We start from the raw sequence: 21,599 nt of genomic DNA on the forward strand, positions 1-21,599 counted from the left end.
CGCCAACACTCAGCCCGCCGGCACCATGGCGAAGCCCACCCCGAAGCGGTTCCAGGCATTGATGGTGGCGATGGCCAAGGTCAGGTTGACCACTTCGGCCGGCTCGAAGTGCTGCAGCAGGGCTTCGTATTCGCCCTGCGGCGCACCCCGTTCAGGCAGGCGGGTAAGGCTCTCGAGCCAGGCCAGTGCTGCCCGTTCACGCGGGGTGAAGTACGCGGTTTCCTGCCACACGCACAGTGTTTGCAGGCGTGCCTCGGTCTCACCGGCCTTGCGCGCATCGTTGGCATGCAGGTTGACGCAATAGGCGCAGCCGTTGATCTGCGAGGCGCGCAGGCGCACCAGTTCCAGCAGCGAGTTTTCCAGGCCGCACCTGGCCAGCGCCTGTTCCAGGCCGACCATGGCTTTGTAGGCTTCGGGCGCGTGCTTGGCCCATTCGATACGGTTGTGCATGGCTGTCTCCAATGCGGATGTGGGGGGTGATGGCGCTACTGTAGCGCCGTTGATTGGCCACCCCGATAGCCAATTGCACGCTTGCGCAGGAGGCCAATGTCCATTCAGCTGGCCACTGACAGGCATCCAATCTCTTCATTTCTGCGCAGCCAGCCAAGCCGGGATAATGGTCGATCTTGCACGAAGAGAAACGAATGCCCATGAGACCTGCGCTGAACCTGTTGCTGGTGATTTTGTTGGCCCTGAACCTGCGGCCCATCCTGACCAGTATCGGCCCCTTGCTCGAGCCCATGCGCGCCACTACCGGGCTGGGCTACCAGCAGGCCGCCCTGCTGACCGCTTTGCCGGTGCTTTGCATGGGCCTGGTGCCGTTGCTGCAGCCGTGGCTGCGGCGCTGGCTCAGCGAGCACGGCGGTATGCTGGGCGGCCTGGCGGCGATTGCCATGGCTTGCCTGTGGCGCCTGCAACTGGACAGTGCCTGGGCACTGATCGCCAGTGCGGTGGTCGCTGGCCTGGGCGTAGCGGTGGTACAGGGCATGATGCCGGGGCTGGTGAACCGCTGGTTCCCCCGCCGCCTGGCGGCGGCCATGGGCCTGTATTCGGCGGCGCTGATGAGTGGCGGTGGCCTGGCGGCAGTGCTGGGCCCGCACATCAGTGCGCACTTCGGCCACTGGCAGGCCGGCCTGGGCCTGTGGGCGGTGCCGGCCGTGCTGGCGTTGCTGGCCTGGGCCGTGCTGCGGCCACGCCATGGCACAGCGAAGCTGGCAGGGGCATCCGGTGGGCACTGGTTCGGGACGCGCCGGGCCTGGTTGCTGGCCCTGTACTTCGGCTTGATCAATGGCGGTTACACCAGCATGGTGGCGTGGTTGCCGGCCTACCACACCGAGCACGGCGGCAGCGCCCAGGGTGGCGCCGACCTGGTGGGCCTGATGACCATTTTCCAGGTGGCCGGCGCGCTCGGCTTGCCGCTGTTGCTGCGGCGCTATGCTGACCGGCGCCCCGGTTTGTGGCTGGCGCTGGCAATCCAGCTGGTCGGCTTTCTCGGCCTGTTACTGGCCCCCACCGTGGCCCCGGGGCTGTGGGTGGCGCTGATCGGTTTCGGCCTGGGCGCTTGCTTCAGCCAGTGCCTTACGCTGACCCTGGAGCATTTGCAAACGCCAGCCGAGGCGGGCAGCCTGGCGGCATTTGTGCAGGGCATCGGCTTCATCATTACCGGGATCGTGCCCTACATCACCGGTTGGCTGCGGGATGTCAGTGGTGACTTCCAGGCGTCGTGGACACTGTTGACGGTCACCGTGCTGGCCATGCTGTGGGTCACCGCGTTTTTCAACCCGCGCGGTTACTCGGCCGCCATCGCCCGCCCGGCAACCGGCAAGGCGGCAGCGGTCAGTTGAGGTGCTGCAGGGTGTCGCGCACGCGATCCAGTGCGGGGTCGATATCCAGCAGTTCAATGGCACCGAAACCCATCAGCAAGCCCTGCCGCGCAGGCGCTTCGCTGAAGAACGGCGCCAGTGGGTACAGCCCGACCTCGACCTTGCGCGCCAGGTTGGCCAGCAATTCCACGTCGACCCCTGGTCTGGCCAACGCGCTCAGATGAAAGCCGGCGCTGGCCGGAACCGCGCTGAACCAAGGGGCCAGGTCGCCCTGCAGGCGCGCCAGAATGCGTTCGCGGCGCGCGCTGTAGACCTCATGGCAACGGCGGATGTGCTTGTGCAGGTGGCCCTCGGCAAGAAAGCGCGCCAAGGCCCACTGCAGCAAGCTCGGGCTGTGCCAGTCACTGAGGTGCTTGGCCACGCAGGCAGCCTGCAGTACGGCAGGCGGCAGCACAGCGTAGCCCAGGCGCAGCTCAGGCAAAAGGGTCTTGGAAAACGTGCCCACGTAGGCCACCAGCCCCTGTCGGTCCAGGCGCTGCAAGGCATCCGCAGCGGGGCCCTGATAGCGAAATTCACAGTCGTAGTCGTCTTCGATGATCAGCGCCCCCAGCTGTGCAGCCCGCGCCAGCAGCGCGTGCCGACGCGCCTCGCTCATCGGCATGCCCAGCGGGAACTGGTGAGACGGCGTGACGTAGATCAGCCGGGTGCCGTCGGCGATGTGCTCGACGCACAGGCCTTGGTCGTCGACCGGTACCGACTGCAGCTGCGCGCCCAGGGCCAGGAACAGCTGCCGTGCCGGTGGGTAACCGGGGTCTTCCATGGCCACCTGGCAACCTGGCTCGACCAGCACGCGGGCGATCAGGTCCAGGGCCTGCTGGGCGCCGTTGCACACGAGCAGGTCGGCTGCGCTGCAGTGCACGCCACGGGTGTAGGCGATGTGGTGGGCGATGGCCTGGCGTAGTTCAGGCAAACCCTGGGCCGTAAAATGCCGTTCGGGGTGGCGCTGGCTGCGCCGCAGGGCGTAGTTCAGGCAACTGCGCCACTGGTCGAAGGGGAATTGGGCCTTGCTCGATACGCCGCCGATGAAATCGTAGCGTGACTGGGCCTGCGCCTGGCGTTGGCTGAGCACCGTGGCGCGCGCTTGCCAGCGCTCGAGCGATGCACTGGCGGCCAGGGTGATGGCGGCAGGTTCGCTGCTGCGCAGCGGCTGGCGCGGCGTGACGAATGTGCCACGGCCCACCACACCGCTGAGCAGGTTGTCATAGGTCAGGCGTGAGTAGGCTTCGGCTACCGTCTTGCGCGACACACCCAGTTGTTCGGCCAACAGACGGGTGGGTGGCAGCTGGGTGCCAGCTGCCAGGTGGCCACTGTCGATGCCAGCGCGCAATTGCTGGTAAAGCTGGTCGGTGAGGCCTTTGCGGCCATCCAGGCGAATGTGCAGTTCCATGGAACGGTCCGGAGCGGGGGTGCCCACAGGATAGCGGATTGGCTGCGCCGTGTGCGCCGGGCCGCGAGCCTTGCGCTACGGCTGTCAGAGCCGGGCGGTGCTGATGGTGATGTAGCCTTTGCCCGCCAGCGCAATGCGTATCTGGGTTTCGTCTGTGGCTGCCTTGCGCTTGCGTTTGATGCATACGCCGTCGATTGCCGCAGCGCGCATGTGCTCGGCAATGGCGCGCCCGTTCGGGTCGAAAAGCACCTCGCTGGCCAGCAGCTCGATGCGCTCGATCAGCAAACGGGTCTGTTCGTCTGTAGCGCAGAAGAACATCACCCCCGACAGGTGCGGGTCGTCATCAGGGTTGCTGATGTCATGGGCGAGCATTTCGCGCAGGCTGCTGCGCAGTTCGGCAATGGAGCGTGCGTACGGGTGCATGCGGCGTTTCCCCTGGCTGGTCATGCTGCGCCGATCTTGTTTTCTCAACGCTGAGGCGGCAAGTAAGACGCGTCCGAACATTTTGTAGGGGAATTCTGAGTCTGCCCGAGTGGCAACCCTCTGTGCAGCCTTCACAACGCTGCTGCGCCCGCCTTGGCCACTTGTGCGTCCTGGTCGGGCTTGACCCCCGACACGCCAATGGCACCCACCACCTGGCCCTGCACCTGCAGCGGTACACCGCCCTCCAGGCAGGTCAGCAGTGGTGCGGTGACGAATGCGGTGCGCCCGCGATTGACCATGTCTTCGTAGTCCCGGGTTTCCTTGCGCCCCAGCGCCGAGGTGCGGGCCTTTTCCATGGCAATGTAGGCACTGGCTGGCGCACAGCCATCCAGGCGGTGCAGGGCCAGGGGGTGCCCGCCGTCGTCGACCACCACGATGGTCACAGGCCACTGTTCGGCCAAGGCATGCTGGCGCGCAGCCTCAAGTACACGGGTAACCTCGGCCAGGCCGATCACGGGTTTGCTATGCATGGGCGTTCTCCGGTCGCAAGGCGGCTTCGACGATTTCCACCCAGTGCCTGACGGGGGTGCGCCCTGCACCGGCGAGGTGGGTCTGGCAGCCGATGTTGGCCGTAGCGATGATGTGCGGCTTGCCGCTTTCCAGCGCGTTCAGGCGGTTGTCGCGCAGTTGCAGGGCCAGGTCCGGCTGGGTCAGCGAATAGGTGCCCGCCGACCCGCAACACAGGTGGCCATCGGGCACGGCGGTCAGGGTGAAGCCCAGGCGGGTCAGCAAAGCCTCCACCGCCCCGCCCAGTTTCAGGGCATGTTGCAGTGTGCACGGGCAGTGAAAGGCCAGGCGCTGTTCAGCGCACAGGCCCAACTGCTCGACGGGCTCTGCAGCCAGCACCTCCACCAGGTCGCGGGCCAGCGCGCTGACGCGCGCCGCCTTGGCTGCGTACTGGCGGTCCTTTGCCAGCAGATGGCCGTAGTCGCGCACGAACGCGCCGCAGCCACTGGCCGTTTGCACGATGGCTTCGGCACCCGCCTCGATGGCGGGCCACCAGGCGTCTATGTTGCGCCTTGCACGCTGCAGGCCCTGCGCCTGGGCGTTGAGGTGATAGTCCACGGCGCCACAGCAGCCTGCCTGGCGGATCGGCTGCACACTGATCCCCAGCCGGTCGAGCAGGCGCGTGGCAGCGGCGTTGGTATTGGGCGAGAACGCCGCCTGCACGCAGCCTTCGAGCATCAGCAACCGGCGGGCATGGCGCGGCGCCGGGCGCTCGCCGGGCGGTGTCACCGATGCCGGCAGCTTGCCCTTGAGCGTGGCCGGTAGCAGCGCTCGCAGGGCCTGGCCGCTGCGGGTCAGCGCCTTGAACAGTGCCGGGCGTGGTACCACTGCGCGCAGGCCCTGGCGCAGCAGGCGCTGGCCGAGTGGTCGCGGCACCTGCTGCTCGGCCACGGCGCGGCCAATGTCCAGCAGGTCGTGGTAGCGCACCCCGGACGGGCAGGTGGACTCGCAGTTACGGCAGCTCAGGCAACGGTCCAGGTGCAGTTGGGTGCTGGCGCTGACCGGCTCGCCTTCGAGCATCTGCTTGATGAGGTAAATGCGGCCGCGCGGGCCATCCAGTTCGTCACCCAGCAACTGGTAGGTGGGGCAGGTGGCGGTGCAGAACCCACAGTGCACACAGGCGCGCAGGATGCTTTCGGCTTCGTCGGCACGGGGCAGGCGGCGGGCGCTTTCGCTGAGGTTGGTTTGCATGGTCTGGCCTCACAGGTCCGGGTACAGGCGGCCGGGGTTGAATACCCCCTGGGGGTCGAGCTGTTGCTTGAGCGCCTGGTGGTAGCGCATCAGCGCAGCGGGCAGTGGCGGGCTGCTGGCCGCACCGGGGGTGTAGGCGGTCGCGTGGCCGCCCACCCTGGCAACCGCCTCGCGAATGCTGTGCGCCTCTGCGTCAGACTTGAGCCAGCGCTGGGCCCCGCCCCAGTCGATCAATTGCTCGCCGGGCAATGCCAGCTCGCCGCAGGCAATGGGTACGGATAACCGCCACAGCGGGGCGGGGCCGTTGAAAAAGGCCATGCGCTGTTCGCGCAGGTCGTTCCAGAACCGGCTGTCCAGCGCCTCACCGCCCAGCCGCAGGCGCGCCGATTGCACCGAACCCTCGCCGCCTTCCAGGCGCAGGTACAGGGCATCGCCGTGGTGGCAGGCGGCGCTGATCGGCAGCGGCTGCTGGCCCCATTCGGCCAGTTCGGCCAACGCCTCGTGGCGGCCCATCGGCAGCCGCAGGCTCAGGCACTGGCGCGGGCGTGGCAGCACCTTCAGCGACACCTCGGTCAACAAGCCCAGGCAACCGAAGCTGCCCGCCATCAGGCGCGACACATCGTAGCCAGCGACATTCTTCATGACCTCGCCGCCAAAGCGCAGCAGCTTGCCGTGGCCGGTAACCACGCGTGTACCCAGTACGTAATCGCGCACCGACCCCGCCCAGGGCCGCCTGGGGCCGGACAACCCGGCCGCGACCATGCCACCCAACGTCGCATCAGGCCCCAGGTGGGGCGGTTCGCACGGCAGCATCTGGCCAGCCTGGTGCAGCGCTGCCTCGATTTCGCGCAGCGGCGTGCCAGCGCGGGCGGTCAGCACCAGTTCGGTCGGGTCGTAGCTGACGATGCCCCGGTGGCGGCGGGTGTCCAGCACCTCAGCCACCACCGGGTTGCCGAGCATGGCCTTGCTGCCGCTACCCTGAATGCGCAGTGCCGTCCCTTGGTTCAGCGCCTGGTTCACCTGTTCGAGCAGGGCCTGGCTGTCGTCGTGGTCCATGCTCATCAGAAGCGCTCCAGCTCGGGAAAAGGCAGTTGCCCGTGGTGCACGTGCAACGCGCCGAATTCGGCACAGCGGTGCAAGGTGGGGATGTTCTTGCCGGGGTTGAGCAGGCCTTGTGGGTCGAACGCAGCCTTGACCGCATGGAACAAGGTGATTTCGTCGCTGTTGAACTGTGCGCACATCTGGTTGATCTTTTCCCGGCCGACCCCGTGTTCACCCGTGATGCTGCCGCCCACGGCCACGCACAGTTCGAGAATCTTGCCGCCGATAGCCTCGGCGCGCTCCAGTTCACCCGGCAGGTTGGCATCGAACAGGATCAGCGGGTGCATGTTGCCGTCGCCGGCATGGAACACATTGGCCACGCGCAGGCCGTATTCGCTGGACAAGTCGCTGATGCCTTTCAGCACGCGCGGCAGCTCGCGGCGTGGGATGGTGCCGTCCATGCAGTAGTAGTCGGGTGAAATGCGCCCCACGGCCGGGAAGGCGTTCTTGCGCCCGGCCCAGAAACGCACCCGCTCGGCCTCGTCGCAGGCCAGCCGCACGTCGCGGGCGCCGGCTTGCGCCAGCACGGCCGCGACCCGTTCGCAGTCAGCGTGCACATCGGCCTCGACACCGTCCAGCTCGCACAGCAGGATGGCTGCCGCCTCCACCGGGTAGCCCGCGTGGATGAAGTCCTCGGCGGCGCGGATCGCCAGGTTGTCCATCATCTCCAGGCCGCCGGGAATGATCCCGGCAGCAATGATCTGGGCCACGGCGCGGCCGGCGTCCTCGACACTGTCGAAGCTGGCCAGCAACACCCGTGCGACTTGCGGCTTGGGCAGCAGCTTGACGGTCACTTCGGTGACGATGCCGAGCATGCCTTCGGAGCCGGTGAACAACGCCAGCAGGTCGAAGCCAGGGCAGTCGAGGGCATCGCTGCCAAGGGTCAGGCGTTCACCCTCGACGGTGAGTATTTCGACCTTGAGCAGGTTGTGCACGGTCAGGCCGTACTTCAAACAGTGCACGCCGCCGGCGTTTTCAGCCACGTTGCCGCCGATGGAGCAGGCTATTTGCGAAGAGGGGTCAGGTGCGTAGTACAGGCCATGGGGGGCTGCGGCCTGGGAAATGGCCAGGTTGCGTACCCCGGGCTGCACCCGGGCGAAGCGACCCTGCGGGTTGACCTCCAGGATGCGGTTGAAGCGCGCCATGACCAGCAGAATGCCCTTGGCCAGTGGCAGGGCGCCACCGGACAGGCCGGTACCGGCGCCACGCGCCACTACCGGTACGCCGCGTTGATGGCACAGCTTGAGCAGCGCCTGCACCTGTTCCAGGCGTTCGGGCAGCACGACCAGCAACGGTACGGTGCGGTAGGCCGACAGGCCGTCGCACTCGTAGGGCTTGAGGTCTTCCTCACGGTGCAAAACGTGCAGGTCGGGCAGGGCAGCCTGCAATGCCTGCAACAGCCCCTCGCGGTCACTGCTGGGCAGCGCACCATCGACGCGTTCGTCGTAGAGAATGGTCATTAGCTCACTCGGCAACGGTTTTTATTGTTGTTGGCAAAGCGGTCACGCTTGCAGCCTGCGCGCGGTGCTAGTCTGGGTCGAGTGGGCTCGCCACTGGTCCTACCAGTTTTTCCGCTGGGTACTGGCCGTTGGTGGCCTGGCTTGGCTAGATTGCAGGCGGGTGTGCAAGTGGTCCTACCAGCAGGAGGGTGCGCAATGGCGAACGAGGGCAGGGCGAAGGTGGCCGACCAGGTGGCCGAGCGGGTCGAGCGGCTGATTGTCGACGGCGTGCTCAAGGTGGGCCAGGCATTGCCTTCGGAGCGGCGGCTTGTCGAGAAGCTGGGGTGCTCGCGCTCTGCACTGCGTGAGGGGCTGCGGGTGCTGCGCGGGCGGGGCATCATCGACACCGAGCACGGGCGCGGCTCCTTTGTTGCCGACCTCACCGGGCAGGCGGGCCACACGCCGTTGATGCATCTGTTCAGCTCACAGCCGCGCACATTGTTCGACTTGCTGGAAGTGCGCGCTTTGCTGGAGGCCGAATCTGCCCGGCTGGCAGCGTTGCGCGCCACCGACGTGGACCGCTTGCTGATCCGCCGCCGCTATGAGGAGATGCTGGCCGCGCATCAGGCCGTCGAGGCCATTGATGCCCGTGAGCACGCCCACCGCGATCATGCGTTCCATCGGGCGATCAGCGAGGCCTCGCACAACCCCGTGCTGGTACATACCCTGCAATCGCTGAGCGATCTGACCCTTAACACAGTGTTTGCGTCGGTCAACAACCTGTACTGCCGGCCGGCGCAGAAACGTCAGATCGATCGCCAGCATGCACGCCTGTATCACGCGGTGATGGAGCAGTTGCCGGAACAGGCCCAGCGCGCGGCGCGCGAGCACATCAATGGCATTCGCGACAGTTTGCGGGAGATCGAACAGGAGGACCAGCGCCTGGTCAGGGCGACCATGCGTATGGATGGTTGGGGGTGAGCCGAACCTGCACCGGCCTCGGCGTGGGTAGATTCACGCAGAGGCGGGTGCAAGTCTGATTCAACGATCAGCGATGCGGTCATCCTGCGACAGAATGGCCCTGGCCAGCTCTTCGTCGTCGGCCTGGAGCCCTGGGTGGTCCTTGCGGGCCTGTTCCAGTGCGGCTTCGACATAAGCGCCGCGAATCGCACCCCCACTGGCAACGAACGCCGAAAGCTCGTCGCGGGCAGGAATGATGCGTTTGTCATCTTTGAAGGTGGAATACAGCGAAGCGGAAACACCGGCCGAGGTGGCGACGTCGCCCGCATCGACGCGGGCCAGTGCGGCACCGGCAGGCAGCAGGAGCAGCAGCGCAGGTGCGATGAGTAGGTGGCGCATGTCGTGTTCTCCAGAAGGGTGAAGCCCAAGGAATAAACCACTCAGAGGTTAAGAAAGCATCAGTGTGAAAGTAGTTCCGTTGTTCGTTGGCAGAATGCATGCCCGCAGGTGGTACCGGGCATTGACCGCCACGCGGTGCGCGTGGTCTGCTCTGCCATTCGCTCATCACAGCCACCGCAAGGTTCGCCCATGCCTGACTACAAGCTGCATTGCTTCGCCGAATCCGGCAACGCCTACAAGGCCGCGCTGATGCTGCAATTGACTGGCCAGAACTGGCAGCCGGTGTTCGTCGATTTCTTCAACGGCCAGACCCGCGAGCAAGCCTGGCGCGATGAGGTCAATGAACAGGGTGAGGTGCCGGTGCTGGAGCACGCTGGCAAGTCCTTGACCCAGTCTGCGCTGATTCTGGAGTACCTTGCGCAGCAGACCGGGCAATTCGGCCCCCGCGACGCGGACGAAAAGCGCGAAATCTGGCGCTGGATGCTGTTCGACAACCATAAGTTCACCAGCTATTACGCGGCGCTGCGTTTCCTGTTCTGCCTGAAGAACACGGGCGAAACCGACGTGACGCAGTTCTTGCGCGAGCGTGCAACCGCCGCGTACCGCATTGTCGATGCCCATCTGGCGAAGGCCCCGTTCATGGTGGGCGGGCGGTTGACCATCGCCGACCTGTCGCTGGCGGGGTATGTGTTCATGCCGGAGGACACCGGTATGGCGTTGGCCGAGTTCATCCACATCGAGGCATGGAAGGCACGCATCCAAGCCATGCCAGGGTGGAAGCACCCCTACGAGCTGATGCCTCGTACCGGTGGGCAGCACTGAGGGCACGGGGCTGCTCTGGGCTTGAAGCACGGGCCCGCTCAGCCAGCAGGCCCGCGCAGCATCAGGTATGCGGCGTAGTGCGCGGTGGCACGGCACCCGCATACTCGGGCTTCAGGTGCCCCTGTTCATCCAGCAGGTAGGCGTCCATCACTTCACGCACCACAGGCCCCGCCACCCGGCCACCGGCTTCGCCGTTCTCGATCATCACCGCCACCACCACGGCCGGGTGGTCAGCCGGGGCAAAGCCGACGAACAGGGCATTGTCGCGGTGCCGTTCCAGTGTCTTGTCACGGTTGTAGCGTTCACCCTGCTTGATCGCCACCACCTGTGCGGTGCCGCTTTTGCCGGCAATCCGGTACTGCGCGCCGGCAGCGGCCGCACGGGCGATACCCCGCGGGTCGTGCATGACCATCTGCATGCCCTGGCTGACCTGGTCCCAGGCGTGCTTGTCATGCAGCACGATGTCGGGCATCGGGTGGGGGTCGACCGGTGCATCGCCGCCTACGGTCATGGCCAGGTGCGGGCGGTGCCACACGCCCTTGCTGGCCAGCAGGCTGGTGGCCTGGGCCAGCTGCAACGGGGTGACCTGCATGTAGCCCTGGCCGATGCCAAGGATCAGTGTTTCGCCAGGGAACCAGGCCTGGCGCCGGGTGGCCCGTTTCCATTGGGCAGAAGGCATCAGGCCGGCGGCCTCTTCGAACATGTCCAGCGACACCTTCTGGCCCAGGCCGAACTCCGCCATGTAGTCGTGCAGGCGATCGATGCCCAGTTTGTGCGCCAGGTCGTAGAAGTAGGTGTCGTTGGAGCGCATGATGGCTGTGTACATATCTACCCAGCCGTCACCGCTGCGGTTCCAGTTGCGGTACTTGTGGGCGTAGTTGGGCAGCTCGTAGTAGCCCGGGTCGAACACCCGGCTGCCGGGGGTGATCACGCCGCTGTCGAGGCCGGCGATGGCCACTTCCGGCTTCACCGTCGAGCCGGGCGCGTACAGGCCGCGCAGCACGCGGTTGAACAGTGGGCGGTCGATCGAATCGCGCAATTGTGCGTACTGCTTGAAGCTGATGCCCTTGACGAACAGGTTGGGGTCGAAGCTGGGGTTGCTGACCATGGCCAGCACGTCACCATTGGCCGGGTCCAGCACCACCACCGAGCCACGGCGGTCGCCCAGGGCCTTTTCTGCAGCGACTTGCAGGCGGGCGTCCAGCGTCAGCACGATGTCCTGCCCGGGTGTCGGGGCCTTGTGGTTGAGCACGCGCATCACCCGGCCCTGGGCGTTGGTCTCGACTTCCTCATAGCCCACATGGCCATGCAGCTGGCTTTCGTAGAAGCGCTCGATGCCGGTCTTGCCAATCGACTGGGTGCCCCGGTATTCGGTGCTGTCGACTACTTTGGCCTCCTTCTCGTTGATACGCCCCACGTAGCCAACCGAATGGGCGAAATGCGCGCCCAGCGGGTACTCGCGGATGAACTGTGGTTCGACCTCCAGGCCCGGCAGGCGGAACTGGTTGACCGCCACCAGGGCGATCTGCTCTTCGCTCAGCCCCACTATCAGGGTGACCGGCTCGAACGGCTTGCGGCCCCGGCGCAGGTCCTTGTCGAACTGCTTGCGGTCGTCCTCGTTCAGCCCCAGCACCTGGGTCAGGGTGTCGAGCACCTTGGCCGAATTGCCGCCGGTCCGCTCGCGGGTGATGGTCAGGTCGAAGCTGGGCTTGTTGTCGGCCAGCACCACGCCGTTGCGGTCGTAGATAAGCCCGCGCTCAGGGGCGATGGGCAGCACATGCACGCGGTTGTTTTCCGACACGGCACTCTGCTGGTCGTGCTGCAGCACCTGCAGCACATAGAGCCGACCCACCAGCACGGCACACAGGCTGAAGACCAGGGCGGCGCAGGCCAGAAGCCGGCGGTTGACCAGGTGCTTTTCCTTTTCGTGGTCCTTGAGGGGGATAGGTTGCGGCATTCGGGGCTCTTTTGTGCGGGTTACGCGTCGATGTGCAGGCGCGCGAACGGGCGGGGGATGCTACGCAACCCACCCGGCAGCCTCAAGCCGGGTGGTGGCTGGCGGTAGCCTGGCTTGCGCTGTGCGCCGCATGGTCAGGGCGCTGGAGCGCTATATGAAGATTTGTTCATGGCGCCGGGTGCGATGACAGGCCTATGCGGTAATGCCGTGATCGATATGGATCCATGTACTGAATCTGTTCGATAAACGAACGCGAATTAACGGTAATCATGAATATGTAAAGTACTGATAATTAAGATTTAAATTTTTGGTTTTTGGGCTGATCAGAATGTCATCACCGGCCTGAGCCGTGCTTGCGTTAGCCCCTGGATTCGTCATTGTCAGCGAATATGCCAGCAAACGCTGGCGCGGCCTGGCGGTCAGCCTGCAGTCCACCGGCTATGCCCTGGGGGCAACCCTGGGCGGTTTGCTGGCGGTGTGGCTGCTGGGGCAGTGGGGTTGGCGGTCGGTGTTTCTGTTCGGCGGTATCGTCACCGTCTGCGTGTTACCGCTGGTGTGGTTGTGGTTGCCGGAGTCGCTGGACTTTCTGCTGGCACGCCGGCCCGCCAACGCCCTGGTGCGGGTCAATCGCTTGGCGGCAAGGCTAGGCCACCCGGCACTGGCGCAGCTGCCAGCGCTTGCGGCCAGGGTGCCGGGCAGTGCCAGCGGTTTCCGGCAACTGTTGGCGCCGGCCATGCGCCGGACCACGCTGGTGATCTGGCTGCTGTTCTTCCTGGTCATGTTCGGTTTCTACTTCGTCATGAGCTGGACCCCGAAGCTGCTGATGGCTGCCGGGCTGTCCGCGCAGCAAGGCATTACGGGCGGTGTTCTGTTGAGCGTGGGCGGCATCCTCGGCGCGGCGCTGATCGGCGGGCTGGCCTCGCGCTGGCCGCTTACCCGCGTGCTGGTGCTGTTCGTGGCCAACGGCGCCTCGGCTAGCGCGGCATTGGCCCTGGGCCTGTTGATCGGGCTGTTCGCCAACGGCTGCGTGGCCGGCTTGTATGCCTTGTCGCCGGTGGTCTACGACGCATCGGTGCGCGCCACCGGCGTGGGGTGGGGCATCTGCATCGGGCGTATGGGCGCCATTGTGTCGCCCACCGTGGCGGGTGTGCTGCTCGATGGCGGCTGGCAGCCGCTGAACTTGTATGGGGTGTTTGCCAGTGTGTTCGTGCTGGCGGCGGGGTGCCTGCTACTGCTGCGCGCACCCAGGCCGGCCCCAGTGGCGGTCAGCGATGCGCTGAGCCACTGACTACTCGAGCCCGGCTTGCGCTAAGATGCCGGCTAGTTTCCCTGGAAGTTGCCTGGATGAGCAAGCCCGGTCAAATGGTGCTGGTCGCGTTGCGCAAGATGATCGCCTCAGGCGAGCTGGCGGCCGGCGAGCGCCTGATGGAAGTTCCCACTGCCGAACTGTTCGGCGTTTCACGCATGCCGGTGCGCATGGCCTTTCGCACGCTCGAACAGGAAGGCCTGCTGGTCCGCTTCGGCGGCCGGGGCTTTCAAGTGCGTTCGGTGAGCGCCGATGACATTGCCGGTGCAGTCGAGGTGCGCGGTGTGCTCGAAGGCCTGGCCGCCCGCCAGGCTGCCGAGCGCGGCTTGGCCGCGCCGGCCCGTGCGGCACTGCAGCAGTGCCTGATAGAGGGCGACCAGCTGTTCGACAAGGGCTTCGTAACCGAAGAAGACCTGCAGGCCTACCACGATCTGAACATGCGCTTTCATCAGGTGATCATCGAAGCCAGCCACAACCCGGCCATTACCGTGGCGCTGGCGCGCAACGACCACCTGCCATTCGCCTCGGTCACGGCGCTGGCGGTAGACCGCCACGACCTGGCCCGTGAATACCGGCGCTTCAACTTCGCCCACATGCAGCACCATGCCGTGTTCGATGCCCTGGTCAACCGCCAGGGTGCCCGCGCCGAAGCGATCATGCGCGAGCATGCCAATGCAACCTTGCGCTATGCCGAAACCTTCGGCGCAAACGCCTCGGGCACCGGCATGCAGGTGATCCTTCCCAGTGCGCTGGCCGCTTCAGATATCCAGCACCAGTAACGGTGTTTTCGCGCGCGAGCAGCAAGGCGTGAACTGATCGTTGAGGGCTTGTTCCTCTTCGGTCAGGAACAGGTCGCGGTGGTCTGGCGTGCCCTGCAGTACGCGGGTCAGGCACGTGCCGCAAATACCTTGCTCGCACGACATGGCGATCTCGATGCCGTTTTGCTCCAGTACCTGTACCACGGTCTGGTCGGCTGGCACCTCGAACACTTGGCCGGTGCTGTTGACCTGTACCGAGAAGCTGCCGTCGTTGCTGGCGTCCACGGGTGCGGCTGCGAAATACTCGCGGTGCAGGTTGGCCTCCTGCCAGCCCAGCTCCCTGGCGCTGCCCAGCACATGCTGCATGAACCCGCCCGGCCCGCACACATACAGGTGCACGTCAGCTTGCGGGTTGCCCAGCACCTGGCGAGCGTCCAGCGCCGTTTCCGGCTGCTGGTCAAAATGCACGAACAAGCGGTCGGCAAAGGGCGCGTTGCGGATACGCCCGACGAATGCGGCACGCTCACTGGAGCGGGCGCAGTAGTGCAGCTCGAAATCGTGGCCACTGTGGGCCAACTGCTCGGCCATGCACAGGATCGGGGTAATGCCGATGCCGCCGGCAAACAGCAGGCTGCGCCGCGCCCCATCGGCCAGCGGGAACAGGTTGCGCGGTGCACTGATCTGCAGCCGCGCGCCGACCTGCACCTGCTCGTGCAGGCTGCGTGAGCCGCCCCGCGAAGCCGGGTCATGGAGTACGCCGATCAGGTAGCGGTGGCGCTCTTGCGGGTGGTTGCATAGCGAATACTGGCGCACCAGGCCATCGGGCAGGTGCACGTCAATGTGGGCCCCGGCGCTGAATGCCGGCAGCAGGCTGCCATCTGCCGAGGCCAGCTCGAAACTGCAGATACCCTGCGCTTCATCGTTACGGGATACCACGATGGCATCGATCATGTCGGTGGCTCCTCAGGCAGGGGTGGCGCTGGTGGCGATCAGTTGCGGCTGTGCTGCACGCTCTTTGGCGATGACCCGCTCCAGCACCTTGCGCGATTGCACGCCACCGGCATCGATGTTCAGCTTCAGCAGGTTGCGCCCAGGGTTGGCCAGCAGGTTTTGTTGCTGGCGCTCGAGCATTTCCAGGTCCTCGCTGAAAATCTTGCCCTGGCCCTCGCGGATGTCGGCGGTCAGGTTCTGGTCGTGCGCGGCAAAATTGCGCGCCATGCCCCAGAAGTACCAGATCGAGGTGTCGCTTTCCGGGGTGATTAAGTCGACCACGATGCTCGCGGCCTTGTGCTGCGCTGCAGCGTGGTAGCCACCCTTGCCGGCATGTGCCACACCCACTTCGATCAGGACGTGGCTGGGTGGGGTGAAGCGGCAGATCTGCCAGCGGTCCACCGGCACATCGTCGGCCAGGCCGTTGCCGCGCAGGGCCATGCGCCAGAAGGGCGGGGCCATGATGTTTTCCATGTGCCGGGCGGTGACCACCTCGTCGCCGGTGACGGTGGTGACGGGCGGCGCTTCGTCGATTTCCTTCTGGCCGATGCTGGAGGCATGCACGTAGGTTTCGTGAGTCAGGTCCATAAGGTTGTCGATCATCAGGCGATAGTCGCAGCCAATGTGGAACAGCCCTCCGCCGTAGGCCCACTCTTCATTGTCTGCCCATTCCAGGTGCGGGATAAGCGCTGGGTCGGCTTGCGCCTGGTCGCCAGGCCAGACCCAGATGAAGCCATGGCGCTCCACAACGGCAAACGCCTTGTTGCACGGAAAGCCGCGAACCCGCTGGCCAGGCATCGACACCGTCTTGCCGTCGCAGCCCATGACCAGGCCGTGATAGCCGCAGACCAGGTTGCCGTCCTCCACGTAGCCGAGGGATAACGGCGCCCCTCGGTGCGGGCAGAAATCCTCGACAGCGGCTACGCGGTTCTGCTGGCCACGGTAAAACACGATTTTTTCGCCGCAGATCTGTCGGCCCAGGGGCTTGTCGGCAATTTCGTCAGGGGTGCAGGCAACGTACCAGGTGTTTTTCGGGTACATGAAGGCTCTCCAGGTTTTGTTTTTTTGTAATGGATCCATTAGAGCCATATGCCCGTCCGTGGTCAATCTGACTTTAGGTAATGAGTAGTGCTATTTGTGCGATTATCGAATCGCCTGTGGATCCATTGATGGGCGCGTCTCTCCTATGTGTCCGTGACCTGCTATTACTGGATAGTCACCCGATACCCCAAGGCCCCCCCGATGCTGGCCATCGAAAACCTGCACAAATCATTTGCCACCCCCCAAGGGCCGTTGCCGGTGTTGCAGGGTGTCGACCTGTGCCTGCCGCGCGCCAGCAGCCTGGCCTTGATGGGCGAGTCTGGCAGTGGCAAGAGCACCTTGCTGCACCTGGTGGCCGGCCTGGACCGTGCCGACAGCGGGCGCATCCTGATTGACGGCAGTGCCCTGGACAGCCGCTCGGAGGCGTCCCTGGCACTGTGGCGGCGACAGGGGATTGGCCTGGTGTTCCAGCAGTACAACCTGATCAGCAGCCTGGACGTGGGCAGCAACCTGGCATTCCAGGCCCGGCTGGCCAACCGGCACGATCCCGAATGGGGCGCCCACCTGGCTCAACGCCTGGGCCTGGCTGACCTGCTCGGGCGTTACCCTGAACAACTGTCGGGCGGCCAGCAGCAACGCGTGGCCATCGGCCGCGCATTGGCTGGGCGCCCGGCCTGGTTATTGGCTGACGAACCCACCGGCAGCCTTGACGAAGCCACCAGCGACGAAGTGCTGAGCCTGTTGCTGCAACTGGTCAGCGAGGCTGGCAGTGGCCTGCTGATGGTCACCCACAGCCCTCGGCTGGCGGCGCGGCTGCAGCAACGTTGCTACCTGCAGGGTGGCCGTGTGCGCAGCGGGCAGGGCGCATGAGGCTGCTGTCGCTGGCCCTGTTGGCATTGCTCAGCCACTGGCGGCGCCACCGCGTGCAGTTTTTCAGCATCTTCACCGGGCTGTGGCTGGCCACGGCGTTATGGACCGGGGTGCAGGCCTTGAACAGCCAGGCACGCAGCGACTACGCCAGGGCCAGTGCGGTGCTGGCCGGGCCGCTGCAGACGCAACTGCTGCCACGCCACGGCGAACGCTTTGACCAGGCGCTGTACGTGCAACTGCGCAGGCTGGGTTGGGCGGTGTCGCCGGTGCTGGAGGGGCGCCTGCGCCTGCCAGGCGAGCCCGGGCGCAGTGTGCGCCTGATCGGCATCGAGCCATTGAGCCTGCCGGCGGCCAGCAGTATTGCCGGGGTGCAGCCCCAGGCGTTCGACCTGCAGGCGTTCATCGGCGTGCCCGGGCAGGCCTGGGTCGGGCCAGACACCTTGCGCCTGTTGAACATGACCGCAGGGCAGGTGGCCCACGACCGCGATGGGCAACCGCTGCCACCGTTGCTGGTGCAAGCCGAGCTGGCCCCCGGGGTGATCGTGGTCGATATCGGCCACGCGCAGGCCTTGCTGCAGGCACCGCGGCAGTTGTCACGCCTGCTGGTAGCGGCAAGCCCGGGGCCTTTGCCTGCCGAGATTGCGGCTGACCTTGTCGTGCAACCCCGGCAGGATGATGGCGGTTTGCAGCGCCTGACCGACAGCTTCCACCTCAACCTCACTGCGCTAGGCCTGTTGGCCTTCGTCGTCGGCCTGTTCATTGCCCATGCCGCGATTGGCCTGGCATTGGAACAGCGGCGCGGGCTGATTCGCAACCTGCGCGCCTGTGGTGTCAGCCTGGCTACCCTGCTGTGTGCCCTGGGGCTGGAGCTGGGGCTGTTCGCAGTGCTCGGCGGGCTGGCCGGGGTTGCCAGTGGCTATGCGGTGGCGGCCTGGTTGCTGCCCGATGTCGCCGCCAGCCTGCGCGGCCTGTATGGCGCGCAGGTCGCAGGCACGTTGAACCTGCCTGCGCAGTGGTGGTTATGGGGCGTGCTGGTGAGCGTGCTCGGTGCACTGCTGGCCGGGCTGGGCAGCATCCTGCGCGCCGCGCGCTTGCCCTTGCTGGCGTTGGCGCAGCCGCAAGCATGGCGCCTGGCACAGGGGCCGTGGCTGAGGCGTCAGGCTTGGGTAGCGGGCCTGTTGCTGGTGCTGGCGTCAGCTTGTGGGGTGTTCGGTGACAGCCTGCCCAGCGCCTTCGGTATGCTGGCGGCGCTGCTGCTGGGGGCGGCATTGGCGTTGCCAGCCTGGCTCGACAGGGTGCTGGCCTGGTTGGCGCGCCGTTGTCAGCGGCCGTTGGCCCAGTGGTTCGTCGCCGACAGCCGCCAGCAGTTGCCTGCCTTGAGCCTGGCGCTGATGGCCTTGCTGCTGGCGCTGGCTGCCAGCGTGGGTGTGGGCAGCATGACCGAGGGCTTTCGCAAAACCTTTGTCGGCTGGCTGGACCAGCGCTTGTCCGCCGACCTGTACGTGAGCCCAAGCGATACCGCGCAAGGCCTGCAGATAGCCCAGTGGCTGGGGCAGCAACCTGCCGTGCGGGTGGTTTTGCCTGGCTGGCGCGTCGAAACGCAGGTGCAAGGCTGGCCGGTCCAGGTGCAGGGCATTGTCGACCACCCCGTTTATCACAGCCGGTGGCCGTTGCTGGAACAGCAGCCGCAGGCCTGGCAGCTATTGGCCGAGGGGCAGGCCGTGATGCTCAGTGAGCAGCTGGCGCGGCGGTTGCGTTTGCACCTGGGGGACCACCTGAAACTGCCCACGGACCCGTCTCGCCGCCTGCTCGTCGTTGGCCTGTACGCCGACTATGGCAACCCCAAGGGCCAAATGCTGGTGAATGCCCAATTGCTGCGCGCGCATTGGCCGGATGCTGCGTTGACAGGCTTGAGCGTCGACCTGCTCGACCCCCAGGGGACCGCCTTGAAAGCCGCGTTGCAACAGCGCTTTCACCTCGACGACAGCCGGGTCGTGCAGCAGGTGCAGTTGAAGCGGTGGTCGACCGAGGTATTCAACCGCACCTTCGCCGCCACCGCCGCGCTCAACAGCCTGACCCTGGGCGTGGCCGGCGTGGCGCTGTTCATCAACCTGCTGACCTTGGGCCAGTCCCGTCTGCGCCAGCTGGCGCCGCTATGGGCCTTGGGGGTACGGCGTACCCAGCTGGTGTGGCTGAGCCTTGGCCAGGCACTGCTGCTCAGCAGCCTCACCGTGCTGTTGGCGCTGCCGTTGGGCCTGTTGCTGGCCTGGTGCCTGGTCGCGGTGGTGAATGTTCAGGCATTCGGCTGGCGTTTGCCGCTGCATGTGTTTCCCGCCCAGTTGCTGCAACTGGCCCTGCTGGGCCTGCTCACCAGCCTGTTGGCCAGCGCCTGGCCACTCTGGCAACTGGCCCGGCGTCAGCCGCGCGAACTGTTGAGGCCGTTTGCCGATGAAACGTAGAGCCTGGCTGTTGCTCTGCAGCCTGTTGTGCGGCTGTGATCAGCCGGCACCGCAAAGCTATGCCGGCCTCGGCCAGCCGGCAGGCGGGTTCAGCCAGGTCACCCGCGGCCATCGCCTGGAATTCCCACGGGACCATGCGGCCCACGATGGTTTCCGCATCGAGTGGTGGTACGTCACCGCCAACCTCAAAGACACCCAAGGGCGTGACTGGGGCGCGCAGTGGACGCTGTTCCGCTCGGCCCTGCGCCCCGGCCCGGAGACCGGCGATTGGCAGAGCCCGAACCTGTGGATGGGCCACGCCGCGTTGACCGGCCCCGGCGGCCATCGGTCAGCTGAAACCCTGGCCCGTGGCGGGATTGGCCAGGCGGGTGTGCAGGCCCAGCCGTTTCGGGCGTGGATCGACGATTGGTCGCTGCAGGGGCCGGGCGGTATCGACAACCTGCGCATGACGGCCGCTGGCAAAGGTTTTCGCTACGACCTGCAGTTGCGCAGCGAGCGGCCTCTGGTGCTGCACGGCCAGCAGGGCTACAGCGAAAAGTCGGGCAAGGGCCAGGCTTCTTACTACTACAGCCAGCCGTTCTACCGGGTGCGCGGCGAGGTCGAGCGCGACGGCCTGTGCATCGCGGTGACTGGCCAGGCCTGGCTGGACCGGGAATGGAGCAGCCAGCCGCTGGCCGCCGGGCAAACGGGCTGGGACTGGTTCTCGCTGCACCTGGACAGCGGCGCCAAGCTGATGCTGTTCCAGGTGCGCGAAGCGCACGGGGAGGCGTATCGCGCCGGCACCTGGATCGACCCGCAGGGCCAGGGGCTAGCGCTGTTGCCGGCACAGATCCGCTTGCAGCCGTTGGCCTGGGCCCCACAGGGCAATGGCAAGCAGCTGCCGACCCGCTGGCGGGTGCAGGTGCCTGAGCACGGGGTGGATGTGCAGGTCGATGCTGTTCAGCCGCAGGCGTGGATGCAGACGCGCTTCCCGTATTGGGAAGGGCCGGTGCGCTTGAGCGGCAGTGCCGGTGGCCGTGGGTACCTGGAAATGACCGGGTACTAGGCATTTCAGGCCTCAGCATCCCCTTTGCCTGCCACATAGACCTCCCGGTACATGCACAGCCCATGCAACGCATCGCTACCTATGCCGTTGCAGCACTCGCCTCAGCCAGCCTGTCGCTCGAGCAAGGCCAGGCATCGCTGCACCATCGGGCTGATATCCCCCTGGCGGCGGCTGAGAATGATCGGGCTGACCGCGCTGCTGTCCAGCAGGCCCACGTATTCAATGTCGGTGCGGTGCTGCTGCTGCACCGATGCCGGCACCAGGGTGATACCGACACCTACTGCCACCAGGCCGATCGCTGTCTGCAACTCATTGGCCCACTGGCTGACCCGGATGCTCATGCCGTGCTGGGCAAACAGCGCCAGCACATGGTCGGCATAACTGGGCCGAGGGTTGGCCGGGTAAAGGATGAACGCCTCCGCCGCCAGTTGCGCCAGGCTCAATGGGCTGCCAGACAGCGGGTGGCCCTTGGGTAGCACCGCTACCAGCGGGTCCTCGCACAGTACCTGCTGCTCAATGGCCGGATCGTCGATGCGGATGCGGCCAAAGGCAATGTCGATACGCCCGCTTTTCAGGGCTTGCACCTGCTGCAGCGTGGTCATTTCGCTCAGGCCCAGCTCCAGGTCGCTGTCCTGGCGCAGCTCGCGGATCAAGTCGGGCAGCACGGTGTACAGGGTGGAGGGGGCAAAACCGATGCCCAGCCACTGGCGCTGGCCCTGGCCGATACGCCGGGTGTTGTCGTTGATGCTCTGCAACTGCTGCAGCACGGTGCAGGTTTGCTCATAGAAAAAACGGCCTGCATCGGTCAGCCGCAGCGGGCGTTCGCGCGCGACCAACAGGGTGCCGAGCTCGTCTTCGAGCTGGCTGATCTGCCGGCTCAGCGGTGGCTGGGCAATGTGCAGCAGCTCAGCGGCGCGGGTGAAGTTCAAGGTTTCTGCCAGGACCTTGAAGTAGCGCAGGTGGCGTAGCTCCATCAGACCTCCAGGGTATGGTGAGAGATT

The 21,599-nt window shown here is 65.9% G+C and carries 20 protein-coding genes; 8 read left to right on the forward strand and 12 right to left on the reverse strand.

Features of this window, described 5'->3' with window-relative positions:
• Positions 1 to 9: 9 nt before the first annotated feature.
• Positions 10 to 450 carry a carboxymuconolactone decarboxylase family protein gene (locus QME24_RS01410; protein ID WP_029887041.1) on the reverse strand — a complete coding sequence of 147 codons (441 nt, stop codon included), beginning with the start codon at positions 448 to 450 and terminating at the stop codon, positions 10 to 12.
• 200 nt (positions 451 to 650) lie between these two features.
• Between QME24_RS01410 and QME24_RS01415 the strand changes: the two genes are divergently transcribed.
• Positions 651 to 1,844, forward strand: a complete 1,194-nt coding sequence (locus tag QME24_RS01415; RefSeq protein ID WP_232892162.1) for a CynX/NimT family MFS transporter — start codon at positions 651 to 653, stop codon at positions 1,842 to 1,844.
• On the opposite strand, the gene QME24_RS01420 is transcribed toward QME24_RS01415, so the two are convergent.
• From QME24_RS01420 to glcD, 6 genes are all read right to left on the reverse strand, one after another.
• The gene (locus QME24_RS01420) at positions 1,837 to 3,270 is read right to left on the reverse strand and encodes a PLP-dependent aminotransferase family protein (RefSeq protein ID WP_054905075.1); all 1,434 of its coding nucleotides are present in this window, start codon (positions 3,268 to 3,270) and stop codon (positions 1,837 to 1,839) included. The genes QME24_RS01415 and QME24_RS01420 overlap by 8 nt on opposite strands.
• Before the next feature lie 84 nt (positions 3,271 to 3,354).
• A complete protein-coding gene (locus QME24_RS01425; protein WP_054905082.1) occupies positions 3,355 to 3,693 on the reverse strand; it encodes a hypothetical protein in 339 nt (112 codons plus the stop codon).
• A 131-nt stretch (positions 3,694 to 3,824) separates the two neighbouring features.
• Positions 3,825 to 4,223, reverse strand: coding sequence for a heme-binding protein (locus QME24_RS01430; RefSeq protein WP_054905076.1), 399 nt, complete (start codon positions 4,221 to 4,223; stop codon positions 3,825 to 3,827).
• Positions 4,216 to 5,451 (reverse strand): glycolate oxidase subunit GlcF, encoded by a 1,236-nt coding sequence (glcF, locus tag QME24_RS01435; protein ID WP_054905077.1) that lies wholly within the window; start codon positions 5,449 to 5,451, stop codon positions 4,216 to 4,218. Before glcF ends, QME24_RS01430 begins: the two co-directional genes overlap by 8 nt.
• Positions 5,452 to 5,460: 9 nt before the next feature.
• Positions 5,461 to 6,513, reverse strand: a complete 1,053-nt coding sequence (gene glcE / locus QME24_RS01440) for a glycolate oxidase subunit GlcE (RefSeq protein WP_054905078.1) — start codon at positions 6,511 to 6,513, stop codon at positions 5,461 to 5,463.
• Positions 6,513 to 8,012: a glycolate oxidase subunit GlcD gene (gene glcD / locus QME24_RS01445; RefSeq protein WP_154211006.1), complete on the reverse strand. Its 1,500-nt coding sequence runs from the start codon at positions 8,010 to 8,012 to the stop codon at positions 6,513 to 6,515. The genes glcE and glcD overlap by 1 nt, the downstream gene beginning before the upstream one ends.
• Positions 8,013 to 8,207: 195 nt before the next feature.
• Here glcD and glcC point away from each other — a divergent pair, with 195 nt between their 5' ends.
• Positions 8,208 to 8,972 (forward strand): transcriptional regulator GlcC, encoded by a 765-nt coding sequence (gene glcC / locus QME24_RS01450; protein WP_280091245.1) that lies wholly within the window; start codon positions 8,208 to 8,210, stop codon positions 8,970 to 8,972.
• Positions 8,973 to 9,032: 60 nt separating this feature from the next.
• On the opposite strand, the gene QME24_RS01455 is transcribed toward glcC, so the two are convergent.
• A complete protein-coding gene (locus tag QME24_RS01455) occupies positions 9,033 to 9,350 on the reverse strand; it encodes a DUF2388 domain-containing protein (RefSeq protein ID WP_009686497.1) in 318 nt (105 codons plus the stop codon).
• Positions 9,351 to 9,539: 189 nt separating this feature from the next.
• Between QME24_RS01455 and QME24_RS01460 the strand changes: the two genes are divergently transcribed.
• A complete protein-coding gene (locus QME24_RS01460) occupies positions 9,540 to 10,172 on the forward strand; it encodes a glutathione S-transferase (RefSeq protein WP_280091244.1) in 633 nt (210 codons plus the stop codon).
• 61 nt (positions 10,173 to 10,233) lie between these two features.
• Here QME24_RS01460 and mrdA read toward each other — a convergent pair whose 3' ends face one another.
• Complete coding sequence (gene mrdA / locus QME24_RS01465; RefSeq protein WP_110678469.1) at positions 10,234 to 12,129, reverse strand: penicillin-binding protein 2; 1,896 nt, start codon at positions 12,127 to 12,129, stop codon at positions 10,234 to 10,236.
• 349 nt (positions 12,130 to 12,478) lie between these two features.
• On the opposite strand from mrdA, the gene QME24_RS01470 reads away from it, so the two are divergent.
• Together QME24_RS01470 and QME24_RS01475 are read left to right on the forward strand one after the other, a co-directional pair.
• Complete coding sequence (locus QME24_RS01470) at positions 12,479 to 13,417, forward strand: MFS transporter (protein WP_280091243.1); 939 nt, start codon at positions 12,479 to 12,481, stop codon at positions 13,415 to 13,417.
• A gap of 56 nt (positions 13,418 to 13,473) precedes the next feature.
• Entirely contained in the window at positions 13,474 to 14,214 is a 741-nt protein-coding gene (locus QME24_RS01475; protein WP_009686503.1) for a GntR family transcriptional regulator, read from the forward strand.
• Here QME24_RS01475 and QME24_RS01480 read toward each other — a convergent pair.
• Positions 14,194 to 15,144, reverse strand: a complete 951-nt coding sequence (locus QME24_RS01480) for a PDR/VanB family oxidoreductase (RefSeq protein WP_054905547.1) — start codon at positions 15,142 to 15,144, stop codon at positions 14,194 to 14,196. The genes QME24_RS01475 and QME24_RS01480 overlap by 21 nt on opposite strands.
• 12 nt (positions 15,145 to 15,156) lie before the next feature.
• Positions 15,157 to 16,224: an aromatic ring-hydroxylating dioxygenase subunit alpha gene (locus tag QME24_RS01485; protein WP_280091242.1), complete on the reverse strand. Its 1,068-nt coding sequence runs from the start codon at positions 16,222 to 16,224 to the stop codon at positions 15,157 to 15,159.
• A 201-nt stretch (positions 16,225 to 16,425) separates the two neighbouring features.
• Between QME24_RS01485 and QME24_RS01490 the strand changes: the two genes are divergently transcribed.
• Genes QME24_RS01490 through QME24_RS01500 form a run of 3 tightly spaced genes read left to right on the forward strand, consistent with a single transcriptional unit; the run spans position 16,426 to position 20,598 of the window.
• Positions 16,426 to 17,094: an ABC transporter ATP-binding protein gene (locus QME24_RS01490; RefSeq protein WP_054905549.1), complete on the forward strand. Its 669-nt coding sequence runs from the start codon at positions 16,426 to 16,428 to the stop codon at positions 17,092 to 17,094.
• Complete coding sequence (locus QME24_RS01495; protein ID WP_154211007.1) at positions 17,091 to 19,553, forward strand: FtsX-like permease family protein; 2,463 nt, start codon at positions 17,091 to 17,093, stop codon at positions 19,551 to 19,553. The genes QME24_RS01490 and QME24_RS01495 overlap by 4 nt, the downstream gene beginning before the upstream one ends.
• The gene (locus QME24_RS01500; RefSeq protein ID WP_029887055.1) at positions 19,543 to 20,598 is read left to right on the forward strand and encodes a lipocalin-like domain-containing protein; all 1,056 of its coding nucleotides are present in this window, start codon (positions 19,543 to 19,545) and stop codon (positions 20,596 to 20,598) included. Before QME24_RS01495 ends, QME24_RS01500 begins: the two co-directional genes overlap by 11 nt.
• A 101-nt stretch (positions 20,599 to 20,699) precedes the next feature.
• Here QME24_RS01500 and QME24_RS01505 read toward each other — a convergent pair whose 3' ends face one another.
• Positions 20,700 to 21,572: a LysR family transcriptional regulator gene (locus tag QME24_RS01505; protein ID WP_054905552.1), complete on the reverse strand. Its 873-nt coding sequence runs from the start codon at positions 21,570 to 21,572 to the stop codon at positions 20,700 to 20,702.
• Between the last annotated feature and the right edge of the window lie 27 nt (positions 21,573 to 21,599).

Origin of the sequence: Pseudomonas sp. PARCl1 (assembly GCF_947311875.1) — a bacterium.
GTDB classification, from domain to species: Bacteria; Pseudomonadota; Gammaproteobacteria; order Pseudomonadales; family Pseudomonadaceae; genus Aquipseudomonas; species Aquipseudomonas juntendi.

What these genes read in the sequence shown, in the direction of transcription:
- QME24_RS01410 (WP_029887041.1), bottom strand. Translation starts at nt 450, where the DNA reads ATGCACAACCGTATCGAATGGGCCAAGCACGCGCCCGAAGCCTACAAA.
- QME24_RS01415 (WP_232892162.1), top strand. Translation starts at nt 651, where the DNA reads ATGAGACCTGCGCTGAACCTGTTGCTGGTGATTTTGTTGGCCCTGAAC.
- QME24_RS01420 (WP_054905075.1), bottom strand. Translation starts at nt 3,270, where the DNA reads ATGGAACTGCACATTCGCCTGGATGGCCGCAAAGGCCTCACCGACCAG.
- QME24_RS01425 (WP_054905082.1), bottom strand. Translation starts at nt 3,693, where the DNA reads ATGCACCCGTACGCACGCTCCATTGCCGAACTGCGCAGCAGCCTGCGC.
- QME24_RS01430 (WP_054905076.1), bottom strand. Translation starts at nt 4,223, where the DNA reads ATGCATAGCAAACCCGTGATCGGCCTGGCCGAGGTTACCCGTGTACTT.
- glcF (WP_054905077.1), bottom strand. Translation starts at nt 5,451, where the DNA reads ATGCAAACCAACCTCAGCGAAAGCGCCCGCCGCCTGCCCCGTGCCGAC.
- glcE (WP_054905078.1), bottom strand. Translation starts at nt 6,513, where the DNA reads ATGAGCATGGACCACGACGACAGCCAGGCCCTGCTCGAACAGGTGAAC.
- glcD (WP_154211006.1), bottom strand. Translation starts at nt 8,012, where the DNA reads ATGACCATTCTCTACGACGAACGCGTCGATGGTGCGCTGCCCAGCAGT.
- glcC (WP_280091245.1), top strand. Translation starts at nt 8,208, where the DNA reads ATGGCGAACGAGGGCAGGGCGAAGGTGGCCGACCAGGTGGCCGAGCGG.
- QME24_RS01455 (WP_009686497.1), bottom strand. Translation starts at nt 9,350, where the DNA reads ATGCGCCACCTACTCATCGCACCTGCGCTGCTGCTCCTGCTGCCTGCC.
- QME24_RS01460 (WP_280091244.1), top strand. Translation starts at nt 9,540, where the DNA reads ATGCCTGACTACAAGCTGCATTGCTTCGCCGAATCCGGCAACGCCTAC.
- mrdA (WP_110678469.1), bottom strand. Translation starts at nt 12,129, where the DNA reads ATGCCGCAACCTATCCCCCTCAAGGACCACGAAAAGGAAAAGCACCTG.
- QME24_RS01475 (WP_009686503.1), top strand. Translation starts at nt 13,474, where the DNA reads ATGAGCAAGCCCGGTCAAATGGTGCTGGTCGCGTTGCGCAAGATGATC.
- QME24_RS01480 (WP_054905547.1), bottom strand. Translation starts at nt 15,144, where the DNA reads ATGATCGATGCCATCGTGGTATCCCGTAACGATGAAGCGCAGGGTATC.
- QME24_RS01485 (WP_280091242.1), bottom strand. Translation starts at nt 16,224, where the DNA reads ATGTACCCGAAAAACACCTGGTACGTTGCCTGCACCCCTGACGAAATT.
- QME24_RS01490 (WP_054905549.1), top strand. Translation starts at nt 16,426, where the DNA reads ATGCTGGCCATCGAAAACCTGCACAAATCATTTGCCACCCCCCAAGGG.
- QME24_RS01495 (WP_154211007.1), top strand. Translation starts at nt 17,091, where the DNA reads ATGAGGCTGCTGTCGCTGGCCCTGTTGGCATTGCTCAGCCACTGGCGG.
- QME24_RS01500 (WP_029887055.1), top strand. Translation starts at nt 19,543, where the DNA reads ATGAAACGTAGAGCCTGGCTGTTGCTCTGCAGCCTGTTGTGCGGCTGT.
- QME24_RS01505 (WP_054905552.1), bottom strand. Translation starts at nt 21,572, where the DNA reads ATGGAGCTACGCCACCTGCGCTACTTCAAGGTCCTGGCAGAAACCTTG.